General features: G+C 60.8%; 24 protein-coding genes. 1 reads left to right on the top strand and 23 read right to left on the bottom strand.

What is annotated here, in order from left to right; translation table 11 throughout:
* Positions 1-5: 5 nt before the first annotated feature.
* Entirely contained in the window at positions 6-521 is a 516-nt protein-coding gene (locus MQW79_RS17865; RefSeq protein ID WP_476585845.1) for a hypothetical protein, read from the top strand.
* Here the strand turns inward: MQW79_RS17865 and MQW79_RS17870 are convergent.
* Genes MQW79_RS17870 through pseB form a run of 23 tightly spaced genes read right to left on the bottom strand, consistent with a single transcriptional unit; the run spans position 518 to position 24,825 of the window.
* Positions 518-1,576 (bottom strand): MraY family glycosyltransferase, encoded by a 1,059-nt coding sequence (locus tag MQW79_RS17870; RefSeq protein WP_476585847.1) that lies wholly within the window; start codon positions 1,574-1,576, stop codon positions 518-520. The two genes, MQW79_RS17865 and MQW79_RS17870, sit on opposite strands and share 4 nt — an antisense overlap.
* 13 nt (positions 1,577-1,589) lie before the next feature.
* Positions 1,590-2,540 carry a UDP-glucose 4-epimerase family protein gene (locus MQW79_RS17875; RefSeq protein ID WP_476585848.1) on the bottom strand — a complete coding sequence of 317 codons (951 nt, stop codon included), beginning with the start codon at positions 2,538-2,540 and terminating at the stop codon, positions 1,590-1,592.
* A gap of 3 nt (positions 2,541-2,543) precedes the next feature.
* Positions 2,544-3,362: a glycosyltransferase family 2 protein gene (locus MQW79_RS17880; protein ID WP_476585849.1), complete on the bottom strand. Its 819-nt coding sequence runs from the start codon at positions 3,360-3,362 to the stop codon at positions 2,544-2,546.
* Positions 3,359-4,561, bottom strand: coding sequence for a hypothetical protein (locus MQW79_RS17885; protein WP_476585851.1), 1,203 nt, complete (start codon positions 4,559-4,561; stop codon positions 3,359-3,361). Before MQW79_RS17885 ends, MQW79_RS17880 begins: the two co-directional genes overlap by 4 nt.
* Positions 4,540-5,202, bottom strand: a complete 663-nt coding sequence (locus MQW79_RS17890; RefSeq protein ID WP_476585852.1) for a hypothetical protein — start codon at positions 5,200-5,202, stop codon at positions 4,540-4,542. Before MQW79_RS17890 ends, MQW79_RS17885 begins: the two co-directional genes overlap by 22 nt.
* A gap of 1 nt (position 5,203) precedes the next feature.
* Positions 5,204-5,749 carry a serine O-acetyltransferase gene (locus MQW79_RS17895; RefSeq protein ID WP_476585853.1) on the bottom strand — a complete coding sequence of 182 codons (546 nt, stop codon included), beginning with the start codon at positions 5,747-5,749 and terminating at the stop codon, positions 5,204-5,206.
* Complete coding sequence (locus MQW79_RS17900; RefSeq protein WP_476585854.1) at positions 5,746-7,005, bottom strand: hypothetical protein; 1,260 nt, start codon at positions 7,003-7,005, stop codon at positions 5,746-5,748. The genes MQW79_RS17895 and MQW79_RS17900 overlap by 4 nt, the downstream gene beginning before the upstream one ends.
* Positions 6,980-8,263 (bottom strand): hypothetical protein, encoded by a 1,284-nt coding sequence (locus MQW79_RS17905; RefSeq protein ID WP_476585855.1) that lies wholly within the window; start codon positions 8,261-8,263, stop codon positions 6,980-6,982. The genes MQW79_RS17900 and MQW79_RS17905 overlap by 26 nt, the downstream gene beginning before the upstream one ends.
* The gene (locus MQW79_RS17910; protein WP_476585856.1) at positions 8,260-9,717 is read right to left on the bottom strand and encodes a capsular polysaccharide export protein, LipB/KpsS family; all 1,458 of its coding nucleotides are present in this window, start codon (positions 9,715-9,717) and stop codon (positions 8,260-8,262) included. Before MQW79_RS17910 ends, MQW79_RS17905 begins: the two co-directional genes overlap by 4 nt.
* 27 nt (positions 9,718-9,744) lie before the next feature.
* Positions 9,745-11,934, bottom strand: coding sequence for a hypothetical protein (locus MQW79_RS17915; RefSeq protein ID WP_476585857.1), 2,190 nt, complete (start codon positions 11,932-11,934; stop codon positions 9,745-9,747).
* Positions 11,935-11,956: 22 nt separating this feature from the next.
* Positions 11,957-13,198 carry an N-acetyl sugar amidotransferase gene (locus tag MQW79_RS17920; RefSeq protein ID WP_476585858.1) on the bottom strand — a complete coding sequence of 414 codons (1,242 nt, stop codon included), beginning with the start codon at positions 13,196-13,198 and terminating at the stop codon, positions 11,957-11,959.
* Positions 13,191-13,970, bottom strand: a complete 780-nt coding sequence (locus tag MQW79_RS17925; protein WP_476585860.1) for a HisA/HisF-related TIM barrel protein — start codon at positions 13,968-13,970, stop codon at positions 13,191-13,193. The genes MQW79_RS17920 and MQW79_RS17925 overlap by 8 nt, the downstream gene beginning before the upstream one ends.
* A complete protein-coding gene (hisH, locus tag MQW79_RS17930; RefSeq protein WP_476585862.1) occupies positions 13,960-14,583 on the bottom strand; it encodes an imidazole glycerol phosphate synthase subunit HisH in 624 nt (207 codons plus the stop codon). Before hisH ends, MQW79_RS17925 begins: the two co-directional genes overlap by 11 nt.
* Positions 14,580-15,710: an N-acetyl sugar amidotransferase gene (locus MQW79_RS17935; protein WP_476585864.1), complete on the bottom strand. Its 1,131-nt coding sequence runs from the start codon at positions 15,708-15,710 to the stop codon at positions 14,580-14,582. The genes hisH and MQW79_RS17935 overlap by 4 nt, the downstream gene beginning before the upstream one ends.
* Positions 15,707-16,600, bottom strand: a complete 894-nt coding sequence (locus MQW79_RS17940; RefSeq protein ID WP_476585865.1) for a hypothetical protein — start codon at positions 16,598-16,600, stop codon at positions 15,707-15,709. Before MQW79_RS17940 ends, MQW79_RS17935 begins: the two co-directional genes overlap by 4 nt.
* Positions 16,578-17,108 (bottom strand): GNAT family N-acetyltransferase, encoded by a 531-nt coding sequence (locus MQW79_RS17945; RefSeq protein ID WP_476585867.1) that lies wholly within the window; start codon positions 17,106-17,108, stop codon positions 16,578-16,580. Before MQW79_RS17945 ends, MQW79_RS17940 begins: the two co-directional genes overlap by 23 nt.
* Positions 17,109-17,113: 5 nt before the next feature.
* Complete coding sequence (locus MQW79_RS17950; RefSeq protein ID WP_476585869.1) at positions 17,114-18,403, bottom strand: DegT/DnrJ/EryC1/StrS family aminotransferase; 1,290 nt, start codon at positions 18,401-18,403, stop codon at positions 17,114-17,116.
* A 10-nt stretch (positions 18,404-18,413) separates the two neighbouring features.
* Positions 18,414-19,406, bottom strand: coding sequence for a Gfo/Idh/MocA family protein (locus MQW79_RS17955; RefSeq protein WP_476585870.1), 993 nt, complete (start codon positions 19,404-19,406; stop codon positions 18,414-18,416).
* Between the two features lie 2 nt (positions 19,407-19,408).
* Entirely contained in the window at positions 19,409-20,470 is a 1,062-nt protein-coding gene (pseI, locus tag MQW79_RS17960) for a pseudaminic acid synthase (protein WP_476585871.1), read from the bottom strand.
* Positions 20,467-21,957: a UDP-2,4-diacetamido-2,4,6-trideoxy-beta-L-altropyranose hydrolase gene (pseG, locus tag MQW79_RS17965; protein ID WP_476585872.1), complete on the bottom strand. Its 1,491-nt coding sequence runs from the start codon at positions 21,955-21,957 to the stop codon at positions 20,467-20,469. The genes pseI and pseG overlap by 4 nt, the downstream gene beginning before the upstream one ends.
* Positions 21,954-22,643, bottom strand: a complete 690-nt coding sequence (pseF, locus tag MQW79_RS17970; protein WP_476585873.1) for a pseudaminic acid cytidylyltransferase — start codon at positions 22,641-22,643, stop codon at positions 21,954-21,956. The genes pseG and pseF overlap by 4 nt, the downstream gene beginning before the upstream one ends.
* Positions 22,640-23,806 carry a UDP-4-amino-4,6-dideoxy-N-acetyl-beta-L-altrosamine transaminase gene (gene pseC / locus MQW79_RS17975; protein WP_476585874.1) on the bottom strand — a complete coding sequence of 389 codons (1,167 nt, stop codon included), beginning with the start codon at positions 23,804-23,806 and terminating at the stop codon, positions 22,640-22,642. The genes pseF and pseC overlap by 4 nt, the downstream gene beginning before the upstream one ends.
* A gap of 8 nt (positions 23,807-23,814) precedes the next feature.
* On the bottom strand, positions 23,815-24,825 hold the full coding sequence (gene pseB, locus MQW79_RS17980) for a UDP-N-acetylglucosamine 4,6-dehydratase (inverting) (RefSeq protein WP_476585876.1): 1,011 nt from the start codon (positions 24,823-24,825) through the stop codon (positions 23,815-23,817).
* Between the last annotated feature and the right edge of the window lies 1 nt (position 24,826).

Genomic DNA, 24,826 nt, shown 5'->3' on the forward strand with positions numbered 1-24,826 from the left:
GGCGCATGATCGGCAGGAAAACGCTGGCTACCCTCAGTTTCGCCATCGCAACATCCGCGCTTAGCGCCTGCTCAAGCTTTGCCCCCGTGTATGGCACTAACTCCGCTGCCGCCGATGGCACCGCAATGCGGTTCAATTTCGCGCCGCCGGACAGTCGTATTGAGCAGGTTATCCTCGACCGGCTCAAGGTTGCTTTCCCTGGTGCTGCGTCGCCACAGGATCCGTTCCTTGATGTCACTGCCGAGGTTAGCAACCTGCCCGGGTCGGTGTCCAATGCCTTTACGGTAGCTCGTCCCGCCAATATCCGGATTTCGGCAAAGGTCACTGTAACGCGTGATGAACAGGAGATCTTCACCGCGACGCGATTCAACGACACCGCCTATCAAGGCGGGAAGCTGACGCCAGTCGACCTGGAGTCCGCTCGAGGTATAGAAGATTCTGCGGCCCGTAGCGTGGCCGAGTCGCTCCGTGCCGCCATTCTTGCCGGTTACGGTTCGACCTTGCCCACTACGATGCGCTAGCGGCCTGCCGCCGTTTTTCGGGACGCGACTTGGCCGCTCTCGCGGGCGGCACCCGCTTCGCCCCACAGCACCAGGGCAAGGATCGGCACATAGGCCAATGCCACCAGCGGCCACGAAAATGCCGGCTGGTTCTCAGCAAAGACCGCCAAGGGTACACACCATAGCCCTGTGATGACCGAATAGAGCATGGTCACGCGCCGGTGCCCCCAGCGGCGTGACAGTTGTTGATATGCGTGGCGTCGGTGCGCCCGCCAGGGACGTTCACCACGGGCGGTCCGCCGCACTACGGTGAGAGTCGCATCTGCGACGAAAGTTGCTGGCAGGATCAGCCAGGCCGCATAGCTGATTTCGTCACCCGCCGTCGTATAGAGGGCGATGGCAAAAATGATCAGGGCCAACGCATTGGATCCCGCATCACCCATGAAGATGCGGGCGGGCGGCCAGTTGAGCAGCAGGAACCCGGCGGTGGCGGCTATTGTGCAAGCCAGCAAGATCAGGAGTGGTTCTTCGAAAGGGCCACCAGTGCTCAGCCATATTACGCCTGCCCCAGCGAGTACGAGAATGGCATGGCTAGCAGCAATGCCGTCGATGCCGTCCATGAAGTTGAAAAGATTGATCCACCATAGCCCGGCAAACAGCATAGCCAGGGCCAACAGCCAGCCCGACAATTGCAGGCCCCCCGCGAGCTCCAGCGGGACCAGGGGCGAGGCCGTCCAGAGCAACAGGCCTAGGACAAGTCCTTGCACTGGGAAGCGCAGGGCAGGGGAGAGGTCCAGCAGGTCATCGCCAAATCCCAGCAACGCGATGGCCAGCGTAAGGCCGGCCACCGGCCAGAGTTCACCGGCGCCGGATAGGGCAAGTAGCGCCGCCGACACCACGATCGCCAATGCAACCGCAATGCCGCCTCCGCGCGGCGTTGGCGCCACGTGTGAAGAGCGTTCATTTGGCGCCTGCACCAGCCCCAGCTGAGGTGCCAGCCGGCGAACGAGCGCGGTTCCGACAGAGCTGGCGAGGCCTGCTCCCAGGATCAGGGCAAGACCCAGAATAGTCTGCACGGTATCAGGTCCTTCAAGCATCCGCGCGATCGCTGAACCAGAGCGCGACGTCGCGCAGGCCGTCGTCGCTCGACTGTGGCGGGGTCCAGCCCAAGAGTCGCGTGTTTTCCGTCAGGTCAACCTCGAGGGTGCCGAACAGCCTGTCGAACTGCGGGCGGCGTGACAGCAGGCTGGCCGCCGTGCCAAGGAGTGGGAAGGGAAAGGCAAACAGCCTGGCTGGCCTACCCATATGTCGTCCCAGCGTCGTCAGCAGTTCCGACGTGGATAACCCCCGCGCGTCGGCCGCATAAAAGGTGCCGCCGGAAGCTGCCGGATGCACAAGACAGGTTACGATCAAGTCCACCAGGTTGACGATCGAAACCATGCTGCGACTGTTTCTGACCCCCGCCAGAGGCAACGGGATGCCCCTTCTGAGCCAGCCGAGCAGGCTGAGGAAATTGCCTTTCACCCCAGGGCCATACACCAGAACAGGACGGATAATGACGACCTCCATGCCGGTACGCTGGGCAATCTCCCATAGGGCAAGTTCGGCTTCATGCTTTGAGATGCCATAGGGGTCGACTGGTGCCGGTTTCTGGTCCGGACTATAGGGTCTGCCCGGCTCAGTCCCTTCGCCATTGACCTTGACCGAACTGAGGAAAACGAAACGCTTGATCCCGTCAGCGGCCGCGCGCTCTGCGAGCGCTACAGTTCCGTCGACATTGGTGCGGCGAAACTCCGCCAAGGGATCGGCAGATTCGTCGTGCATCACATGGACGCGCGCTGCACAGTGAACGATGGCATCGAACCCGCCCAGCGAGGGCGGTGCGTCGCTGCCGATCGTGCCGACGGCGAGGATATTGTCATCGCCGGGCTCCGCCAAATGACGAATCGCCGCCACTGGCTCCATGCCTTGCATGGATGTCAGTTTCGCGATCAGATTCTTGCCGACGAAGCCGGTGCCGCCGGTGACAAGGACGCGCATGAACTAAAGCCTTTCGCGGCCGGGTATCAGCCGGTTGAACAGGGCAATGGCAAAGTGGGACGCCGTAAAGACCAGAGCGCCCAGGCCCAATGGGCGGCCGCCTTCGAACTTGTATTGGCTGAGAACGAAATGGTGCCGTTTGACCATCTGCAGCTTCTTGCCAGAGATCTGCGTAGGCGAGATGCGATAGCCGAGCAGAGGATGCCGGATCTTGATGCTCCCTCCCAATATTTCGTGGCACTTGAGCCAGCAATCCAGATCCTCGCGCGCCTTGTATCGCAGATCCTCGTTGAACGGCACCTGGCGGATGACATCCGCGGCAACCACGACGCTCGATGTCGGGGTTTGGTAGCTGATCAATTGCGAAGCGAAGCTGATACGGTCGACCGAAATCTCGCCGATCGGCGGAAACGACAGGTCTTTCTCGTCAAAGAAGTCCAGCATCTGTGTGCTGCAGAATTTCGCGCCGGTCTCGCCCAGCGCTTCGATCTGCAGGCTGAGCTTGCGGGGGTGCCAGATGTCGTCGGCATCGAGGAAGGCAATCCATTCGCCCTTGGCCTGTTGCACCCCGATATTCCGCGGGCCGGCCGGGGCACCGAAATTGCGCGGCAACCGTATGAGGCGAACCCGTGGGTCGCGCTGCGAGAATTCTTCGACAACAGTGGCCGTATTGTCGGTCGAGCCGTCATCCAGGACCAGCATCTCTAAATGGTCGTAGTCTTGGTCGAGGGCCGACTGGATCGTCGCGCCAATCACCCCGGCTGCATTATATGCTGGCGTGATGATGGAAATCAGGGGCCGCTTGTTGGATGGGGTCGTCATGCCTGCCTCGCTGCGGAGAAGGCCGCAACCATCATGTGAAAACTGTGGTGCTCCCCTCCGACCGCTTCGATCGTCGAAGCATCCTGGACGCGCACCGGTGAATGGGAGCCTCCTATGCCAAAGGCTGCCAGTCTTGCAGGGTCGATAGTGTTGTGAAGGTGAACGCCGCGAATGAAAAGCTCGGGACGACGCGATGGTGTCAAGCCTGGGAGGCCCAGCTCCGCGCGACTGGCCGCTAGGCTCTCCAGGATGTGCTGCGGGCGCGGCACGACGCGCCCGGTGCTCAGATCAACATCATACGCGGCCCTGACTTCGATCTGGCCATAGATGCTGTGCATGTTGGACTGAGCCAATAGTCCAAACTTGTTGAACACAGCTTCCGACAGCAGACCAAGCGAGCCCGACCGAGCGATCTTGGCAATAGCCCCGCCCGTCGGAAGGCCGAAAGCGGCGCGTTGTTCGATCCCCTTGTCCAGCACCCGATATGAGAAACGTGCCGGCCGGGCTGTCACCAGCATATCGGCGGTGCCTTGTGGAAGGGTTTCAAGCCAGTAGCCGCCCGGACCGCGCTTCACTGCGATGGGGTCAGCGGATGGATGCTGCTGCCTGTCAATCTGACCGAGGTAGGCAATCACGTGATCCGAAGCCGTTCCGCGGAACCCGTAGTCTTCGTCTAGAGAGCGCTCCAGCAAAGCTGGTGTGTCGAGGGCTCCTGCGCAAATCCAGAGCCGGGATGCGGTGAACACGCCGCCATCGGTCCGCACAGTGGCGGACCGTGCGTCGAATGTGATGCCGCTCGCCGTCAGCGGCGCCAGTTCAAGCTTACCCTCCCGTTCCGCCAGCAATTGCGGCCACCACTTTGCAGGACGGATCGGACTTTTGGGGATGAAAAGCCAACGCGATCCATAGCGTCCGTCCACAGCCGTGCCAGGATAGAACCGCGCGAACAACTCCTCGAATGTGGATTGTCGTCCAGAGGCGAAAGCGGCACGGGCGCCGAAAGGGATGACGCCATGCCAGAAATTTCCCAGGCCCCCCAGCCCATTGGTGGCGCAGGGCACGGTCAAGCCATCGTCATAAAAGCGAGGACGAACGGCGTCCCCCTCGGTGAGGACGAGGATGCGGCGGCCAGTCGGCAGCCCCATGACGGTGGCAAGGCCGGACAGGCCAGACCCGATTACGATATCGTCGTAAGCCATAGGCGATTACTCAAATAGAGGTATCCATACCAGCGCCATCCCAAGGCGCGCAGTAGCACGTCCAGTGGTCGCAGCAGGCAGGGCCAGGGTGAAGTCAGGCGCTGGAGCATGCCGTAAAGGGCGAAGCTCCATTGCTCGATCTGGCTGGAAAAGGGTCGTTCGATCGCTCTGAACAGCGATGTATGGAATTGTTGCGGCAGGTTGGGGGCCGCGATCAATGCCGCGATCTGGTCAAGGCTGGTGGCCATCGTCACCCCGCCGGGCAAAGCAGCTTCATCCTTGAAGACCACCCCTATGGCGACGATACGCGCGCCAATCTGCTCTCGCGAAGCCTCCTCACATGCCAATTTGATGCGCGGATAGGCAAAGCATCTTGTCACCGCTGCGACATTGGCGGTGGCGGTGGTGAAATAAGCGAATTCGCGCGCCTCGCTTGCCGCCAGCCGGGCAAAAAGGGCCAGGTTGTCCTGCATTTGGCGCGAGTACGAAAATATCCAAACCTTATCATCTATCCGGAACTCAAATCCAGCGACGTCGGTATGGCCGATGGCAGTAATGCCCGCAAGGCGGGGGTCGCTGGACAGGTCACGCCAGACCTTGGAGTTCCTGCCGATGATGATCGTGCGCGCCGGTTCCGACATGCTAGGAACGCTCGATAATGCGGGCTGGGACACCCACTGCCGTAGCCCCGGGCGGGACAGACTGCAGAACCACCGCATTGGCGCCGACAGAACAGCCACGGCCCAGCGTAATCCCCCCTAGTACCTTGGCACCGGCGCCGATTGTCACACCGTCTTCCACGACGGGACGCTTTTCGAGATTGTATCCGAAGTCCGCGGTCACTGCCCCAAGCGTCACCTGATGGAAGATCGTGACATTGGTACCGATCGCGCGGGCACCAAGGATGGTGCCGATCGTGTGTGGCAGAACCAGTCCGCCAGCAATCGGGAGGCTGCTTGGCACCTCAATGCCGAACAGCACAAAGTTGAGCAGGCTGACCAGTTTTGCGATCGGCCCCAGGCGTCGGCAATGCAAGGCCCCCGCCGTGCGCACCAGAACTGTGGGCAGAAACCTCGGGGAAAACAGGTTCCAGGGGCGCAGCGAACGACCCGGCCGGCCGGACAGCAGCATGAGCTGGTCCCAATCCGCCCGGACAAGCTGCCCGAGGCCTTGTGTGCTTGAACTCATGCCTTCGACCTATTCATGTACGCGAATATCGCCGCCGCATAGACGAGCGAAAACTGGGGCGCCGACAGGTAGTACTGAAAGACAAAAACCAGCGGAACGAACAGCACGACAGTGATGGTCAGACGGTCGGTCGGCGCCGCGAGGATCATGCGCCGTGTGGACAGCACGACAAATGGCACAGCCAGAATGCCCGCCTGGTACAACAACACGCCATAGCCACTCGGAATGCCAACGGTACTCAGATCGAGCAGGAAAGGATATCGCTCCAGGAACTGCTCTCGCGCGACGTTCCAAGTGTCAAAGGACAACCCGTGCGGGTACATCAGGTCCAGCGCGATTTCCCAGGCGCCGACCAACGAACCACCAATGCGGATATTGGTGCTATAGTCACTCAGGAAGAGAGCCAGGGGATTGTCGAGCGCGATGCCCAGTAGCGTGAGGGCCCTGTTGCCGTCAGCCATTTGCAGCACGATGTTGCCGACATCCATGGCCACTAGGCCGGCGGCCACCATCACCAGAAAGAGAGTTGTGCGCGGCAGGTAAATGACCATGGCCGCGACAATGGCGAGTCCAACAGTCAACAGGCCACTCGCCGAGCGGGCCAGAAACACGACGTCTATAAGACACAGGATGATTGCCCAGCGATGCCGACCTAGAAAGGCAATGCTGGCAGCCAGTAGGAGCATGTGGAAGGCGTGGTGAGTGGGTTCCGGGGCCAGCCCGATAGCGCCGCGCCCGGATGCCGCGATATCGATGGCAGCTTCGCCCCACACGCCAAGCAGTCCGGTTAGAAAGGTTGGATCAATCAGGGCCTGGGTCATGGAAATCCAGAACCAGACCACGATCGATCCAGCCACCAGCTTGGCGACGAGGTCGCGGTGCTGGCCCAGAAGCGTGACGCAGGCGCCGGTAATCACCAGCGGGCTGACGTAAATCAGCAGATACTTGTATTCCTGTACGTCCGGATACGGCAGGCAGGTGATGGCAAACAGGACTAAGCCGACGATGGCAAGGCCCACTAAGTTGGCCGAGTCGGTCCAGCGCATTTGTCGCAACCCGCTAAAGCCAGTCGACAACAGGACAAGGAGCGAAAGGATCAGGCTGTAGGGCTGGGTATAACTGCCGAGCGGCAGGATCTGCACATAGGGAAACGTCACCGAAAGCACGGTAAAGAAGAGCAGTCCGGTGCGGGCGGCCGCAGCAGCCGATCGCCACTGACCAGCGTCCAGATCAGGATGCAGCATGGCGTCCGACATTCATCCATCTCCAAAGGAGCCCCGCCTGCAGTCCCCGCGCCACGAGCACGGATGCTACAAACCATTCAAGAGAAAGGCTGAGCATCCAGGCCAGGGCGAACAAGCCCGCCTGCGTTCCTGCAGCCACGATACTCGCCGCCAATATTTCGCGCTCTCGATCATGCGCAAGAAGGTGAAATTCCAGAAGGCCGAAGATCTGCGTAAAGCACACCGCCCCGCCCAGTGCAACTAGTTGCCAATCGAGTTGGTACTTCGAAAAGAAGCCGGGTGGAAGATCGAGCCACATAGCCGCCAATAGGCCCACAGTTACCGCCACCGACAGCGCGGCCATGCCGTAGAGGGGCTTGCGTACACTTTCAATCCTGCCCCCGGATGCCTCGGATCTGTGGGCCGACTTGATGACGCGCGGACCAGCACGCTGGGCGAAGATACCGACCACGATCTGACCTACCTGGAACATCAAGGCGATGATACCATAACTGCCGGCGGCTGCTGCGCCCAGGGCCAGGCCGACTGCCCCGCGATCGAGCAACTGCGTGGACGAGGACAGCAGATAGGAGAGGTAGAGCTTTCCCCCGCCTGTCTTAAGCACCTCGTCGCCGGCAGCCGCAGGCGCTGCCTGCGGCTGGTTGTGATCGGCAAGGATGCGCCGCAGGCTGACGGACACCGGAATCAGCGAAGTAATGGCCGCGATCAGATCGCCTGCAAGCGCCCCCTGCCATCCGAACAACCAACCAGCCGTACAGGCAAGCAGGATTGCCGATCCGTTTCTGACGAGGTTGAAGGTCTGCAGCGCTGAAGAGTTCTCCGCAGCCCGCAACAGGGACGCCGCAAGGGCCAGGTAGGATGTACACAGGCCGATGCCGCACCCGACGATGGCTGTCAGATAGGGGGCGTCAACGCGCAAGAGCACGAGCACGAGCGTTGTGACCACGACACCAGCGAGAAACCGCAAGCCAAGTTTGGCCGCAATCAGTCGTACGCTGTCGATGATGCGGCGGTGCTCGCCGGCCAACCAGAGACGGGGGTAATATTTCGTCGTGCCTTCAATCTGACCGAAGCTCAGCAAGGTCCCGCTGAGCAGGGCAACGCCCGCAACGGAGACATAGGTCCCCAAGTCGGCTGGCGACATGATCTGCGCCAGTGCCATAACCTTTGCAAAGCCAAGGCCGGACGCCACCAGCATCCAGAAAAAATACTGTCTCAAGTCATCTGCCAGTACGTCGACCATCCATAGTTTCTTGATGAACTGCTTCACGCTGTCTTCACCCAGGCAAGCCGCTCAGCGCGTATGGCGCGAACAAGTGCGTCCATGTTTGCATCGTCGAAAAGAGTTGCCGACGGCTGTGGGTCTCCCGGATAGGCATGGGCGCCGAAGGCGACGAGTTCGGCGATATTCGCAACGGCGTTGTCTGACGGTCGATACGTCTCGGCATCGTTTAGTGCGGCTGCCAATTCCGCGTGCGAGTTGACGGGAAGACTGCCGGTAAAGTGCCGGTAGAAGACATCCCCCGCGACGATCACCTTCCGGCCGAGCAACAGCCCATCCATGCCCATGCTGCTTGAAATGGTCACAAGCGGACCGCAGCGTTTGATGAGTTCACGTCCGCTTTGGCGCCCGTGAATGAAGCGCAGATTGCCATAGCGCCGCTTGAGAGCCCGCCAGGGCCGGGTGCCCAAGGCGCCAAACTGATTTGGATGTTCCTTGACCCAGAGATGGCTGTCGCTGGGAAGTGCCTTGAGGATGGTCTCGACCATTGAAAGCTGGTTTACAACTTCTGGCGCAAAGTAGAGTAGCGAGGCCTCCGGCTCGTATTGCAGCGGGTAAACCACGTCTCGATCCGAGCCTGGTCCAGGCATTTCGTCATAAACGGATCGGGGCGTCAGCAGATAGCTCATGTAGGCGCGATGCTCTGAGACGGAACCGGCCGCCATATAGTCGCTGCCCCGTGGGAAGATGGCCCGCTTGTAAAGCGCCCGCAAGAGCCGCACGACTTGAATGCCGACACTGGCCAGCCCTGGCCGGAGCACCAGCGGACGCTCACCGCGCCGCTGTTGCAGGTAGTCGGTCTTGGTCTTGGCCTTGGTGGCAAAGGCATGGTGATAAGCTGGTCCCGCCCGGTCGCCGATCACGCCACGAACGTAGGTCCCGACGGTGTTGCGCAGCACTTCGCTGTTTTGCGGGCCATCCGTGCGGGGCGTTGGCCTCGAGATGACGCTGCTATCGGCAAAATAGAAGTGATCAGGAAAATAAGTGTTTGCCCATAGCAGCGGGCGTGTTCCCGTCTTCCGGCAAAAATAGAAAATGATGTGGGTCACGAACAGTGCCACCGGTTCGCTGACAAACGCGTGATACTGGCGTTCGGCGAAAAGGGCCTCGACGGCCGCAAACACGATGGCGGCGACCCGTTCGCGCTTACCAGCAGGCAGGTCGGGAAGATTACGGTCCGAGTACATGGCCGACCAGCTGAAGCCCGTGACAGCCCGGAAGTCGTCCGGCTCACGCCATGATCGGGCTTGGTCCCCGTGCCACGTGTCGCGGACCACCGCCTCCAAGTTGAGAACCACCTTGCCGCCCAGCGCCTCGACGTGCCGAGCCTCCCGATCCGACTGGACGATATGAAAATAATCGGCCTCGCCATCCAGAGCACCCAGACGCGGAAGCAAATTCGAAAGATAGGAACGGGAAAGGCAAAGGACGTTCTGGCGCATGTTCTGGTCTGTGGCTTGCCGAGGTTTTCAACCTTCGTACAGGAGCAGGGTCAGATCGAAAATAACGAAATAGGGGACTTTCCAAACCCGGCTGACGGATTGGCTCTCCGCGGTGAAGGAAATGGTGAAATCGCCGACCGACTCCACAGGCAGCACATATCTGCCATTGTTCAGAAATTCGCTGGCCGGCCGCGTCAGCGTCCTGCCTTCGGCAGTTATCGAGATCGACAGGGGCAGCCGGTCGCCCAATGGATGTTCGCGGAACTCGACACGGTGGATGTACTCTTCGCGCGGATTGGCAATGGTAACGCTCATCGGCGCGGCCCAGGTTGCACGGTCTTCCGGCCACACGAACGTGGCCTGGATTTGGCCGGCGGGCCACGGAACTTCAACAATTGACAGTCCAGGCGAGTAGGCTTTTTCCAGATTCTGCCACTGGCGCTTTTGCGATGGCATGGTCAGTGGCGCGCCGTCAGCGGTGCGCAAGATGAGCGGCGAGCTGCCGGCATTGGTGTAGTTGGCATCGACTAGCATGCCATAGCCGCCTTCTAGCTCGCGGTAATGCCTGTTGCTGTCCGCGATCAGCGCCAGGCGGTCAGGCCCTTGGACGCTCGGCGGTACCAACAGGACGTCCCGGTCGTGGAGGGACTGCAGGTTTTCGCCAAACCGAAAATCGCGACCGAGATATGCCGTCATCTGGGGGAACTGGTAGGCGTCGACATCCCCGAACGGCGTTCGGGCCATGTCCCCCTGCGTCGGGGCGTAAAATCCGATACGCGCGTCGGGGTCCGGCACAGCCTGACGGAAAAATTCTACCGCCGCGATCGCCGGAATACCCCATGCTGTGCGGGGGCGCACGATGTCGCGCAACTGGTAGCCGACCACGAGCAAAAACGCTGACATCGCAACCGCAAAGGCAAGGTTGGACCCCTTGTGCAATTCGTTCACGGCGGTGATCCGGGGAGCCGCTAGGGCCAGCAACGCCATAACTTGCGGCGCCATGAAGTAGAGCAGCTTGCGGATCATCGTGCCTTCATTGAATCGGTCGGCGCCTTCCAGCAGGACCGCGGATGCAAGCACCAGTGCGCCGGTGAGGACGATAAGCACCAGTGGCAGGAAGAGCAGCCGTCGCGGTTCCCGATCGGCGACAGCCACAACGACCGAACAGAAGACCAATAGAGCAGCCAGATGCTGGACCGGAGCGCGCGTGATGAGCGAGGGCAGGTCCAGACTCTGAGCCGACATCCAGAGCTGCAAGCCGACCGGCACACTGCCTATCCTGGTCGCAGACAAGGCAATTATAGCGACGATGGTCGCGACGACAGTGCCGATAATCAGCCAGCCCGGCTTAATCCATTCTCGTCGTATCAGGCTGGCGCCCGCGATCACGGCTACGAGCGGCGCCAGCACCAGACCGTCGCGCTTGGCAAGCGCCAGGCCCGCAATGAGGACGGCCGCAGCAACGATACTGCCCCGGCGCTTTTCCGCCAATGTGATGGACAACACGGCAAGGCACAGGCCGACATAGATATGGGGCCGGAACGAGAATGAATTGTCGGCAACATAGAGCACGAGAACCACAGCGGTGGCCGCCGTGACTGACGTATTGTCTCGCCGGCCCACCAGAGCGAGCAGCCAAAGGGCCAGGGCGGCTGTGTACACCCTCGGGAGGATGCCGGTGTCCGTGCTTGCCCAGACGATTTCGAGGCCATCGAGGACAATCGCCGTTGTCTGGTCTATCAGGAACCAGCCGCCTGGATCTAAGGAGCGATACCAGTCCGACAGAACGCTGCCCGACCGTGCCAGGTCGAGCGACCTCATATTGGCGTGGAAATAGTCATAGTGCATGTAGGCTTCTGGCCGGCCAAGCAGCCAGAGAAACACTAGGCATATGACGGCCATCGCGATCAGGGCCGGGCGCGGCAGGCGCTGAGGCGAGTCTGGTGCGCGAACCGGCAGAAAATTGGCCAGCGCCATCGCCGCCATCGCCACGGCTATGGTCCATTTCATAAAGGGTAGGGGAGTGCCCGAAATTGCGACCGTGAGAGTGAGTGCGACGACCAGGCTGATCGCGATCGTGGCGCCTGGCGCATCGATGCGCCGCGCCAATGGAAGGCCAGCGGCCGTCGCCAGGAGAACCAGTGCCATCATGTTGAGCAGCCAGACCGGCGATAGGATCGCTGCTATCGAGGTAAACAGGACGGTATCGACGTTCATAAGGCTGATGACTTTCGCAGGCTCAAGGATATCCCCTGCCGATCACGATATACCGATCAGGCTTATCGAGCTGTAGTGTGTCGGTCGCAGCGAAGGCCTTGTCATCTCGGATCGGCGCAGGATTGGCCGCCGCTTCGGGTTGATCCATCGTGCTCCAGCCATGGAACTTCCATTGCCCCGGACGTTCCTCGGTCCAGTGTTCCGGATTTCGGTGCTCATCGAGAATGAACTGCAGACCGAGCCTGTCCACGCCCAACCATTCGCAGAACTTCTCTGCGTGCTTCATGGGTGCTTGCTCATGCTTGCGCACCAGCGCCAGGCCTTCCTCCCGGGTCATGCGTCCGTGCCGGATTTCGCGCGTAGCGTGATCGGTGACCTTGGAATAGCCGTGCTTGTAGAGCTTCAACGTGTCGTGGATATCCATGTAGTTATAGCAATCAACATGGTCATAGGTGTCGAAGGTCCGGTCAAACGCCGCGGACTGATACCCGTGGGTCTCGATCATCTGTTCATGCTGGGCCTTGGGATCCCAACGCACATAATTGCCCAGGTAGATGCCGCGTACGCCGTGCGACGCCAGGTCGGCATCACCTGGATAGCGATATTGCCAGATGTCGTCGACTTTCAGAGTGTCGAAGATCGACAACAGCTCATCGCCTTCCCGGGCCAGTAGGTCATGGTCTGCGCGGTAGCGCCGGGTCATTTCCACTTCATGCTCATGGCTGAACATGCCGACCTGCTCTAGGCCCTGATGCGCCCCCCAGATGATCAACGGAGCCTTGTAGCGAACCGCAGTCTGGACCGGAAAGACGGTCTGCCCTGCCAGCGGCGGCCAATACATGCTGCCGAACTGGCGCAACGTGGTGCGGGTGATCGCCTTGACCGAATGCGGGTTCACATTCTGGACCAGGATATCGCAATTGAACCGGATGCGCAGATTGGCCAGGTTGCGAATGCCCAGTGCAGTATTGAAATACTTATTATAGGTCACAAGCAGAGGATTGAGTCCGAGCCGTTCCTTGACCAGGTGTACAATGAAATAGGAGTCGTTTGCGCCCGTCACCGGCACAATGCAATCGTAGTTTGAGTTGGACTGATTGCGATAGGGTTCGACAAGCGCTTCCAGTCTCTGCCAGCGCGCGTCCCAGTCGAGGCGATCCTTTTCCTCGTGAATGCGGCACCCCGAGCAGATACCCTCCTCGTCGATGTCGAGCCCCAGCGGATGGCTGGAGCGATAGAGGCAGCGGCGACAGGCTCTAGACATGGTCAGTTGTCAATCCACGTTGGTGGGAGTGGGCGCGGATCGGCAGGTCGCCCAGCGACTGTTTGAGCAGGCGGACGGCATGTTCACGGTAATTGAGAGAATTACCCACACCAGCCGCGACCACCATTCGGCGGCTCAGCACGGCGCGCAGTTGCCCGGCATCGGCCAGCCCGCCGAAGGCGATGATTGGCATGCCCTCGAGCGGGAAGGCATCCAGGATCGCCGTGTCATATGAGATACCGCCATCATGTTTCCAGTCGATCGCCAGAACTTCTGAAGCAACGCGATTGTGCAGAATCTCGAGAATGGCTGCGCTGATCGGGGCCTCCTCGCCGCTGCGATAATTCTTGTGAAGCAGCTTGCCACCTGCGCAAGCTAACGGGAGCGCCGCGATGATTGCCTGGGCGCCGAGATGAGCCTCAACTCGGCGCACTTCATCCGGGTTGGTGTGCAGCATGGTGTCTAGTGCGATACGGTCGGCGCCCGCATGGATGACCGCGATCCCATCCTCCGCGCTGCGGATGCCTCCTGCATAAATTAATGGGGTAGAAATTCCTTTCCCTGCCACCCGCTCAACCAGCTTGAGGTCCGGGCCAAGGTTGTGCGGGCTCCGATCAATACACTGCAGCAGGATTTCATCGGCCCCCCAGCGGTCGAGGTTTCGTGCCAGAACTTCCGGGTGGCCCAGAGGGAGGTAGCGCCCGAAACCGAACGATTGGACGGCCCATCCATTGCGTACGGTGATGACGCCGACGATCCGTTTACGCAGCACGGCACAGTCCTTCAATGACATCCGAAAGCAGCTGGAGGCCGGCGGCCTGACTCTTTTCGGGGTGGAACTGCAGGCCCACCGCGTTATCACGCCGAACGGCGACCACAAATGGCGACATGGACTCACCCAGGCGGGAAACCCCGACCGTGTATTCGCTCGAGGTCTGGAATGCGTAGGAGTGATTGAAGTAGACCGCACGGCCGTGGCTCGGGCCGATCAAGGGATCCTCACCGACCGCCTCAATCGAGTTCCAGCCGATGTGCCAGCCGGAATTGCCCAGGGCCGTCACATAGCCCGGGATGATGCCCAGACCGGACGTAGGACGGATTTCGTCAGACCGGTCGGCCATCAGTTGCATGCCAAGGCAAATGCCAACAAGCGGCTGACCCGCCTGTGCGCGATCCTGAAGGAAACCGACCATGTTGTGGCTGATCAGCGCATCCATCGCGGCAGGAAACGCACCAACACCGGGTAGGAGGATCAGGTCGCTGTCACCAAGGACCTGGGGATCCGGTGTCGTCTTGCATCGGTAACCTAGCATGCTGAGCGAGCGCTCGAGCGACCCGATATTGCCGACGCCGTAGTCAACGATTCCTATGGTGCGCCGTTTCAAAGGCCCGCTCCCACTTTGAATTTCCGGGTAATTTTGCCGGTATTGTCGATGTCGAACAGATTGCGGTTTAGGGAGCGGTGCACCTGATCCCAGAACGTGTCGATGGAGATGTCTATGTAGCTGCAGAAATCCTCGATGTACTGGGGGGCACAGGCGTCGTCATAGGCTTCGACGAGTTCGATACCCTTGTCTCGCTCGAGTCGACCCATGCGGATCTCCTCATTTACGTAGTCAGTCACGCGACCGAACCCGAACTTGTAGTACTTGATCATCTGGTTGAGCGTGACCCAGTCCTCGTCCAGCGACGTCACGCCGCGTAGGTCTCCGGTATTGTCCACGGTGTCGGTACGGATCTGAAGGCCGGCAGCAGCCGAGTAAAGGCCATTGTTGATCAGCGACCAGTCTCCGAGGAACCAGCCGAGATAGATGATCTGCAGGTCATGCTTCTCGAACTCTTCCGGAGAAGGGTACCGATAGGCCAGCAGGTCGCGAGGCGATACGCCAGCCTCGATCATCCAGTCGGCTGCCCCGCCCGACAGCGTATTCATGTAGCGCAGGTTGTTGCCGTCATAGCCGGTCTTGCCCAGAGTCTTGAGGTCACCGAGCTGCAGCCCCGGATTTTCGCCCCAGAGAATCAGGGGAATATCGTAGCGGATCGCCAATTGCGGAACAGAGCTGAAGAGCGCCATTTCCGTCGATTTCGCCCAATTTGTGAACCGATCGAAGGACTCGCGCATGAGTCCGCGCCAGGTTCCTGGAGCAGGGGCAGACATGACAACGTCAAAGCCCAGCTCGATGAGATTGGAGATGTTGTCTACCCCGCGTTCTGTCACCTGTTCGGGCGGATAGGACAGGCAGGCGAGCAGCGGCTTGAGGCCGAGGTTGTCACGTACCCAGAGAGCCTGACGCGTGCTGTCCTTACCGCCGCTGACGCCGATGATGCAGTCGAACATGCGGCCCGGTTTGCGGGGGCGTTCGCTCAGGACTGTCTGCAGGATCTCGTAGCGTTCCTGCCAGTCGACATTCTGTAGTCGCGAATAGTAGTCGCAGGCTGGGCAGATTCCCGCTTCGGTGAAGTGGGTATTGGGTCGCGTATCGGGCTGCAGGCAGCGTTTGCAATATTTCATTTCGCCTGTTCCATCGCGCGCAGGTGGATGAGGTCGCCATGCGGCAGTCGGCAGGGCGGGGCATTTGGGGGCAAGGTACAGAACACGCGGCGTCCCGCGTCAAGTGCCAATGCCAGTCCGAAGGATTCGCAACCTGCCACCCATCGAGCCGAGTCGATTGCCGTCGCCATGTCCTGGGAGCCATCGAATGCGATGGGCAGTCCGTTCTGTCGCTCCACCCAGTCGTCGTATCTTCCGCGCGCATCGGACGGGTGGGGACGCAACCGAATGACTGTCTGAGGGTCAAGCCCGAGGTGTGGCAGCTTGCATACGAAATAATCCAGTGCCTGAAACTCGCCGGGCCGCCCCGCACCCCAGTTATTGCGCGCCGGCTCGAGCACATAAAGCAGGACTGGTTCGGTCACCTGCTCCACGGGCCTTATGCCGGACAATTGTGCCTCGACATAGTGGTTAGGCACAAGCTCGACCCGGTCGGCCGGAAAGTGCTTCAGCGCCTCGGTGCGGGCATACTCATCACTGACCCAAAAACGGTCGGGGAACGCCGTGTCGCCGCCGCGCACGAAGCGGGCAGGGTAGTTCACCCAATGGTCGAGGACAGCGATCGACGGTAGGCCTCGTTCGCGCGCCAGGCGCCGGGCATCGTGTTCGACAGACGTCGCCCAGCCCGTGCCGCTCAGCAACAGCGCCGCCCCATCCAGGGCCTCCGCGATGCTTGCGACATTGCTCGGCATGCCACAGGTGTGGGCAATATCGGCAGCAGGTCCCGTAGCAAACACGCGAACATCATCGGAACGGCCCCTCAGGCCGTAGAAAACGGCGTTGGCCGCGCCGGCGTCATTGCAGACCGCGGCAACGGGACCGGCTAGCTCAGCGTAAGGGGAAACGGGCATAATAGAGGATATCCTCCGCCTTTCCGTCGATGACTTCTTGGCCGATGCGCCGGGCCTCCAGTGTCATTCCCGAGCGTTCCATGATGCGCTGCATGCCCACATTGGGCGCAGCCGTTCCTGCGGTGATCTTTCTGATGTCGGGCCGTTGGGACAACAAATCCAGCAGGGTGTTCCAAGCATCCTGCCCGTACCCGCGACCCCATGCCGATCTATCGCCGACCATGATCCCGACATCGACCGTGCCATGCGGCACGGAAACATAGGCCGTCATGGTTCCGATGGCCATGCCATCTTCCAGCCGATGCATCGACAGGAACAGGTTTGGCGTTGCCTCGAAGCTTTCGAGATAGGATAGCGATGTTGACCGGTCGTGCCGGCGAAAACGCTGGTTGCTGAACCGCGTCACGACCGGATCGTTGAGCCAACCCAGGTAGGTCTCGGTTATGTCCTGGCTGGTGAAGCTGCGGAGCTGGGTTAGCCGACCAGTCAGGGCAAATGTCGAATCCATGGTCGCTATGCCGAACGGAGCTTGTCCAGGTTGGCCCAGACCTTGCGGAACGCACCGGTCAGCAGGTCAATGTCGGATTGCGTATATTCCCCCATGCACAAGTTGAGACCCAGGAACGTGCGCGCGTGCAAGTCCTCGGCCACCGGACAGATGCCGACACCGTAGTCGATATCGCGAGACACGAAGGGCTGGTTCCAGGGGAACCCCTTCGAGCCGTAGGCAATCTTCTGCTGGAAGAGGGGTAGTAGATGAATGTTCTGGTAGCCGACCACCAGCCAGGGCACGCCTTCTGCCTTGAGTGCCTCGACGATACGGGCACGGGAGATGCCGAGTGCTTCTACGTTGAGGGTCATGCCATAGACGTAGTAAACGTGGCTGTTGCCCGACGCAGTGACCGGAAGGCTCAGCCCCTCAAGGCCTGTCAGGCCGGCGCTGACCGCTTCGGCCGCCTTTTGCCGGCTGGCGACACGCCCCGCCAGCTTGTCCAGCTGCACCGAAGCGATGGCCGCTTCGATTTCGCCCATGCGAAAATTGTAGCCCAGCATGTTGTTGAGGGCTTCGGGGTCGTTGGTCCGCACCACGGCTTCTGCATGGTTGCGAATCAGCCGCATGCGGTCTGCCAGGCGGTCGTCTTCAGTGACGATGATGCCGCCTTCGCCCGAATGGATGTGCTTGTGATAGTTGAGGCTATACCCGCCTATGTCGGCCAGGGTGCCGGCATAGCGATTGTCCTGCATGGCGCCCGGGGCCTGCGCCGTGTCGCTGAGCAGCTTGACGCCATGCCTGTCGGCGAGAGCGCGGAGTGCTCGCATGTCGGCAGATTGGCCGAAGATATCGACTGCCATGATGGCGCGCGTCCGGGGCGAGATCAGCTTTTCAACGCTGACCGGATCAAGGTTGAACGTCACCGGGTCGATGTCGGCAAACACCGGAATCCCGTTGAAGTGCAGGATGGCCGTCGCCGTGGCGGCCATGGTCCAGGGCGAGGTAATGATTTCGTCGCCCGGTTCGATGCCGAGGGCTCCGACCGCGGCAATCAGGCCAGAGGTCCAGGAATTGACGGCAATAGCGTGCTTGACGCCAAAATACTGGGCCGCCTTGGCCTCAAACGCCTTCACATGCGGGCCGCCCATAAAGCCTTCTCCGGGCGCACCAATGTAGGCCGACAGCACGCCGCTACGGATCACCTCGGTGGCGGCGACGACCTCGTCCTCGCCAATGCTGTTGAACGGCTGCAACGGGTGGTCAATGACCGGCATGCCACCATAAAGGGCCAGGGTTTCAGGAGTGCTCATCTTCGTGTTCCTAAGCTGTCCGTTCAGCTAGCAATCGGATCTGGTGACAAATGCGTTGCGCGGCGAGGGCACTGGTCCCCGTGCTTGACAGGGCCTGGCCCTGCCGCAGCGCATTCTCGATATTGGTGGCCGCGGCAAGCATGGCCTCTTCGTAACGGCCCGGCAAAGTCGCCCCCGCGTCGAGCGCCTTGTAGCCAGCGAAATGCGGGCTGTCGACTGCGTGGCGAATCCGCCAGTTGAACCCACCATCTTCCAGGGTGATGGTCCCGCCTGCGCTCACGAGGGTCAGTTCAAAAGTGGAATAGTCCGCCGCGTGGCCGATGTTGACCTGGACCGGAACGCCGGTTGCAGTGGTCAGCACCGCCGGGATGGTAGGGTCGTTGGGCCAGAAATCGTGGACTGGCGCACCGGCCCATTGCGGAGATAAGGGACCCACGAGCGCCAGCAGCATGTCGAACATATGCGCGCCGTTGTTCAGCAAGCCCTTATTGTATCGGCACGAGACCGATCGAAGTGCGCCCCAGGAGCCTTCCGCCAGATCGTGAGCCAGCTCGACGATGTCAGGGGCCCACCGGCGCGTGTGATTGATGGCCAGCTGGATGTCGTTTTCCTGGCATAGCGCCACCACTGCCTCGGTTTCCTCAAGCGTCGGCGTCACCGGCTTTTCGCAGAAGATCAGTCGTGGTTGGCGCTGGATGGCGCCTAGAATGTCCTCCTTGTGGCTGGCGGTGGGTGAGCAGATGCTGACAATGTCAACCGTGAGGTTAGCAGGCACCTCGGCGAGCGAGGCAAAGGAATGTTCCACATTCCAGCGCCGGGCAAAGGAAGTCCGCCGCTCCGCGTCCGGGTCGACACAGGCCACCAGAGTAAATCCGCCATGGCGTGAGTAGGCGCCAGCATGCGTAACAGGCCACGCGTCGGCTGGACGCGCATCGTCGAAGCCGCCGGCAATATTGCCGCAACCGACGATAAGAACGCGCAAGGGAACGGGCGCGGCACTCATTCCTACTTGAACAGGTCCCAGCTAAGCGGCGTACCGCGCTTGACCGGCCTGGTAACCTTATTGCCGAGCACCTGCTCGAGGAATTTAGGCGGCAGGCCCATCCCAGGGCGTATAGCGCGAATATTTTGACTGGTGAGGGCCTCACCTGCCTCGATGTCCTCTACCGCATAGAGGGAGCGGCGGAATTGCAGCGACTTCTTCTCTGCCCCGGTCGCGCCATACTGCACGTGGCCCATGCCCTGCCACGCGCGCTCGGTCTCGATGACCAGCGCCTCAAGTTCGTGCGGTTCCAGCGAGAAGGTGCTGTCAACGCCGCCGTCGGCTCGGGCCAGGGTAAAGTGCTTTTCGACCACTGTTGCGCCCAAAGCCACCGCAGCGACCGAGACACCGACACCCATAGTGTGGTCGGAGAGGCCCACCTGGCAGTCGAACAGCGCGCGCATGTGCGGGATGGTCACGACATTGGTATTTTCCGGCGTTGCCGGATAGGTGCTGGTGCACTTGAGCAGGACCAGGTCCTTGCAACCGGCCTCTCGCGCCGCACGCACGGTATCATCGAGCTCGGCCACCGTGGCCATGCCGGTGGAAATGATCATCGGCTTGCCAGTCCGGGCCACGCGTCGGATAAGCGGCAGGTCGGTATTTTCGAAGGAGGCTATCTTGTAAAGTTCGACGCCAAGTTCTTCGAGAAAGTCCACAGCAGTCTCATCGAACGGCGTGCTGAACGGGATCATTCCCAGTTCGCGAGCCCGCGCAAAAATCGGAGCATGCCATTCCCAAGGCGTATAGGCCTGCTTGTAGAGGTCGTAGAGCGACGCGCCCTTCCACAGGCTGTTCTCGTCGCGGATGTGGAACTCGTCCCCTTCGGCATCGAGGGTCATGGTCTCGGCCGTGTAGGTCTGCAGCTTGAGAGCATGTGCGCCAGCGGCCGCCGCCGCCTCCACGATCTGGATCGCGCGATCCAGTGAATGATTATGGTTCCCTGACATCTCGGCGATGATGAATGGGCGGTGGTTCGGCCCGACCATACGGGAACCGATCTTGAAGTCGTCTTGCGCGCTCATGTGTGCAGGCCTTTGGAGTATCGAGAGGAAACCGGCAGATAACCGGCGCGTTCAAACAGTTGAGCAGATGCGGAATTGCCGTGCAGTACCTCTGCATAGATTCGGGCAATATGAGGACGGTTTTTCGCCAACCATATCTCACCTGCAAGGAGCAGGCTGCGTCCCAGACCCATGCCGAAGACCTCCGACGATAGGTATATCGACACTTCGGCCGTGTCTGCCTCGATCTCGTCGAAGCGCACACAGCCGAACGCCGAGCCTCCGCGCTCACCCACCAGGAGGCTTCGCGCCTTGTCGGCCATGACCTTTTCGAACCAGGCCCGGTGGCCTGCCTCGGAGACCATGTCGGTGCTGCGCGACACCGCACGCACTGCTGGATGGTTCCGCCACGCCAGCAGCATGTCGCTGTCATCTTCCGTGGCCGGACGAACGTTCACGGATTGCAGCGCCCCGATAGCCCGAGCCACTCTGTCAGCGCCCTTGCCATCGACCAGCTGCAACCCGGAAAAGGCCATCTGCTGACGCAAGCGACGGTTGTGAAGCAGCGCTTCAATATGGCTGCGCAGGATTGCCGGGTCGGTCATTGCTGATTGATCTGGCACATAGAGAAGGCCGGCGGAAGCGCATTCGTCCAGCAGCACTCTTTGATTGTCGGCGATGCACAAGGCCAAGGCCGGCACCCCAACGACCATGCGTTCCCAAGTATTGGTTCCGCCTGCGCCGACGACCAGGTCCGCGCCTGCCAGCAGTTCGGCCATCCGTGGGGTTTGCGTATGGCAGGTCCAGCCTGTTCGGGAGGCGCAACGTACCTCGATGCCTGCCCGGTTGGGATGGCTCGCGCCGATAATCACGTCGACTTGCGGCCGCGAAGTCGTCACGCCATCCAGTGCCGTTAGGATGTAAGAGGTGACGTTGCTGGCGTCCATGCCGCCGACAAAGACGACGAGCCTCCTTACATCAGCGTATGGCGAGGAGCGCCTCGACGCGGCAAATTCCGGTCGCAGTAGCGCATACTGCGGGCCGATTAGCATCTGGCAATCGGCCGGGAGCTTTCCGGCGTAACGACCAACGGCATCGCGGTAGTAGTTTTGATCAAGCAACAGATCGCATAGGTGTTCTCGGCCAAGGTCGTCGACGACGACCAGCGCGCCTACTCTGGGGTGGACCAGGGCTTCCCAGGTCGGGCCAAGTCCATAGTGATCGACAATCGCCAGGTCAAACCCGCCGGCCAACGCTGCCGCGTCCTTACGCTGTGCTGCCTCGGGCCAGATAGTCTCACTTTTGAGATGTGATTGACCCTGGTCGGGCAGGGCCACGACTTCATGTCCTGATTGTTCGATGAGGAAGCGCAGGTGGTCCGGCGGGTCGATGCTGGCAAACGTTATCGTATGTCTTTGTTTTTTAAGGGCATCTGCAAGGCACAGGCACCGCATCACGTGGCCACTGCCACGTGTCATCGATGCGTCTGTGCGAACGACGACCTTCATTGCTGGACAAGCGCCCGATAAAGCAATTCCGCCCGCGTCCAATCATCGGGTGTATCGATATCCACGACGCGCCATTCTGGTAGTACGATCGTGGTGCCATTGGCGTGAATATTGAGGCCATTGAGCCAGGCATGGCGGCGACCCCAATAGAACTGGCCGGCGTCGAAAAAGGCCGGCTCCAGGTCTTGGGTCCGGACATTGACATTTTCTGGGTTGAACGGGCTGGCGCGACCTGTGTCTGGATTGCGTCGCAGGGCCCGCTGGATGGCGGCGGGAAACGGAGCGACCGGAAAGGCGTAATGCGCGTCGGTCTGTTCCAGACGTTCCCGGGCAGTCGACAGATCCGCCGGGTCGATCATGGGAACGCCAGGATAGATACAGCAGGCCAGTTCCGTCGCCATGCCCAGGTCGGTGCATGTGGTAATGGCATGTGCAATCACCGGGACCGTCGGGGTAAAGTCATCCGAGAGGCCAGCCGGCCGCATAAAGGGGACATCGGCGCCGCGCTGGCGAGCAATGTCCGCGATTTCCGCATCGTCGGTTGACACCACGACATGGTCAAACTGCCCGCTGGACAAGGCGGCATCAATCGCGAATGCGATCATGGGTTTGCCGGCAAAGTCGCGGATATTCTTGCGTGGAATTCGCTTGCTACCACCGCGCGCCGGGATGACGGCAATCGTCATTGCGCGCTCCCCGCCAACGCCTGCCGCAAGGTCGCGGCGACATAGTCCTGCTGCTCGTCCGTCAACGCGGGAAAGAGCGGCAGCGAAATTGCATTCTCGTAGTAGCGTTCCGCCGCGGGGTAATCGCCCTTCCGGAAGCCCAGCTTCTGGTAATATGGCTGGGTGTGGATCGGGATGTAATGGACGTTCACCCCAATTCCGGCTGCGCGGAGGGCCTCGAAGACCTCCCGACGCGTTGGACCCGGCTGACGGATTTCCACCACATAGAGGTGCCACGCCGATTGTCGATCGTTGCTGCGGACCGGCAGGTCCAACGGCAGATCGGCCAGGATCCTGTCATAGCGGTCGGCCAAGGCCGTACGACGTTCCTGCATAGGACCAAGTCGTTCCATCTGGCTGCTACCCAGGGCCGCCTGCAGGTCGGTCATGCGGTAGTTATATCCCAGTTCGATCTGCTCGTAGTACCAGGGGCCGTCGGGCTCCCCCTGCAGAAGCCCCGCTTCGCGGGTAATGCCGTGCGAGCGCAGGTGCCGCAGTTGTTCGGCAAGACGGTCGTCATTGGTCGTGACCATGCCGCCTTCCGCAGTTGTTACGATCTTGACGGCATGGAAGCTAAAGACCGTGAGGTCTGCCCACGCGCTGCCGGTTGGTGCGCCAAGGTAGCGCGCACCCGTGGCATGGGACGCATCTTCAAGTATGAAGAACCCATACTTGTCTGCAAGTCCGCGCATTTCGCGCAGGTCGCAGGAATAGCCCGCAAAATCGACGGGGATGACCACCTTTGGCAGACGTCCGGATTGCTCGGCGGCCTCCAGCTTCTCGCGGAGCCGATCAAGAGACATGTTGCGGGTGCGCGGATCAATGTCCACGAAGTCGACCGTGGCGCCGCAGTAGATGGCGCAGTTGGCCGAGGCCACAAAGCTGTTTGGTGCGGTCCAGACGATCGAGCCCGGGCCCACCCCGAGTGCCAAGCATCCCAGGTGTAAGGCGGCCGTGGCGTTACTCATCGCAACGGCGTGCTTCACTCTATGGCGCTCGGCAAAAGCCTTCTCGAATGTCGGGATCGCCGGACCTTGGGTCAGGAAATCAGCCTTCAGCACCTCCACCACGGCCTCGATGTCGCTCTCTTCGATCGACTGGGTGCTATAGGGAATGAACGCCATGGTGGACCTCAGTCGACAGTCTTGCCGACGACATGCGTCTGGATGAGGTCGCGCAATTGCTCGACACTGAGAAAGTCGGGGTTGGTGCCGCTCTGATAGGCGAACCCCTTGGGTACCGATACGGCGCCGGTCTTGGCGCAATATTCCTCAATGGAATACTGACCAGCTGCCGGCAAAATCGCGTAGTACCTGCCGAGATCCACCGTATAGAAGCTGTCGCTGTCGGTAATCATTTCCTCGTGGATCTTCTCGCCCGGACGAATGCCAATCACCTCCTGTTTGCAGTCGGGCGCGATGGCCTCGGCAACGTCGGTGATGCGGTAGGACGGAATCTTGGGCACGAGGATTTCCCCGCCCCAGGCGTTCTCGATGGACCACAGAACCATGTCCACTCCTTCCTGCAGCGAGATGTTGAAGCGGGTCATCGTCGGGTCGGTGATTGGCAGCGTTCCGGTCGACTTGCGATCGAGGAAGAACGGAATGACCGACCCGCGACTACCCATGACATTGCCGTAGCGCACGACGCTGAACTTGAGCTCTCGATCGCCCCGGATATTGTTCGCGGCGACGAAGAGTTTGTCCGAACAGAGCTTGGTCGCACCATAGAGATTGGTCGGTGCCGCAGCCTTGTCGGTCGAGAGGGCTACAAGGGTTTTGACGCCGGTGTCGAGACAAGCGTCGATCAGGTTCTGCGCACCCAGAACATTGGTCTTGATGCATTCAAACGGGTTGTATTCGGCAGCCGGCACCTGCTTCAGCGCTGCGGCATGCACCACGATGTCGATGCCTTCCAAAGCCCGGCGCAGGCGGGACTCGTCGCGAATGTCGCCAATGAAGTACCGCAGCGCGGGATAATCCCGCTCGGAAAAGGTCTGAGACATCTCGAACTGCTTGAGTTCGTCGCGCGAGAAGATCACCAGCCGGCGGATGTCGGGATAACGCTCCAGTACTGTGCGCACGAAAGCTTTGCCGAACGAGCCGGTGCCTCCGGTAATCAGGATCGACTTGTCATTGAGCATT

The organism is Devosia sp. Micro-HW1 (assembly GCF_056341075.1).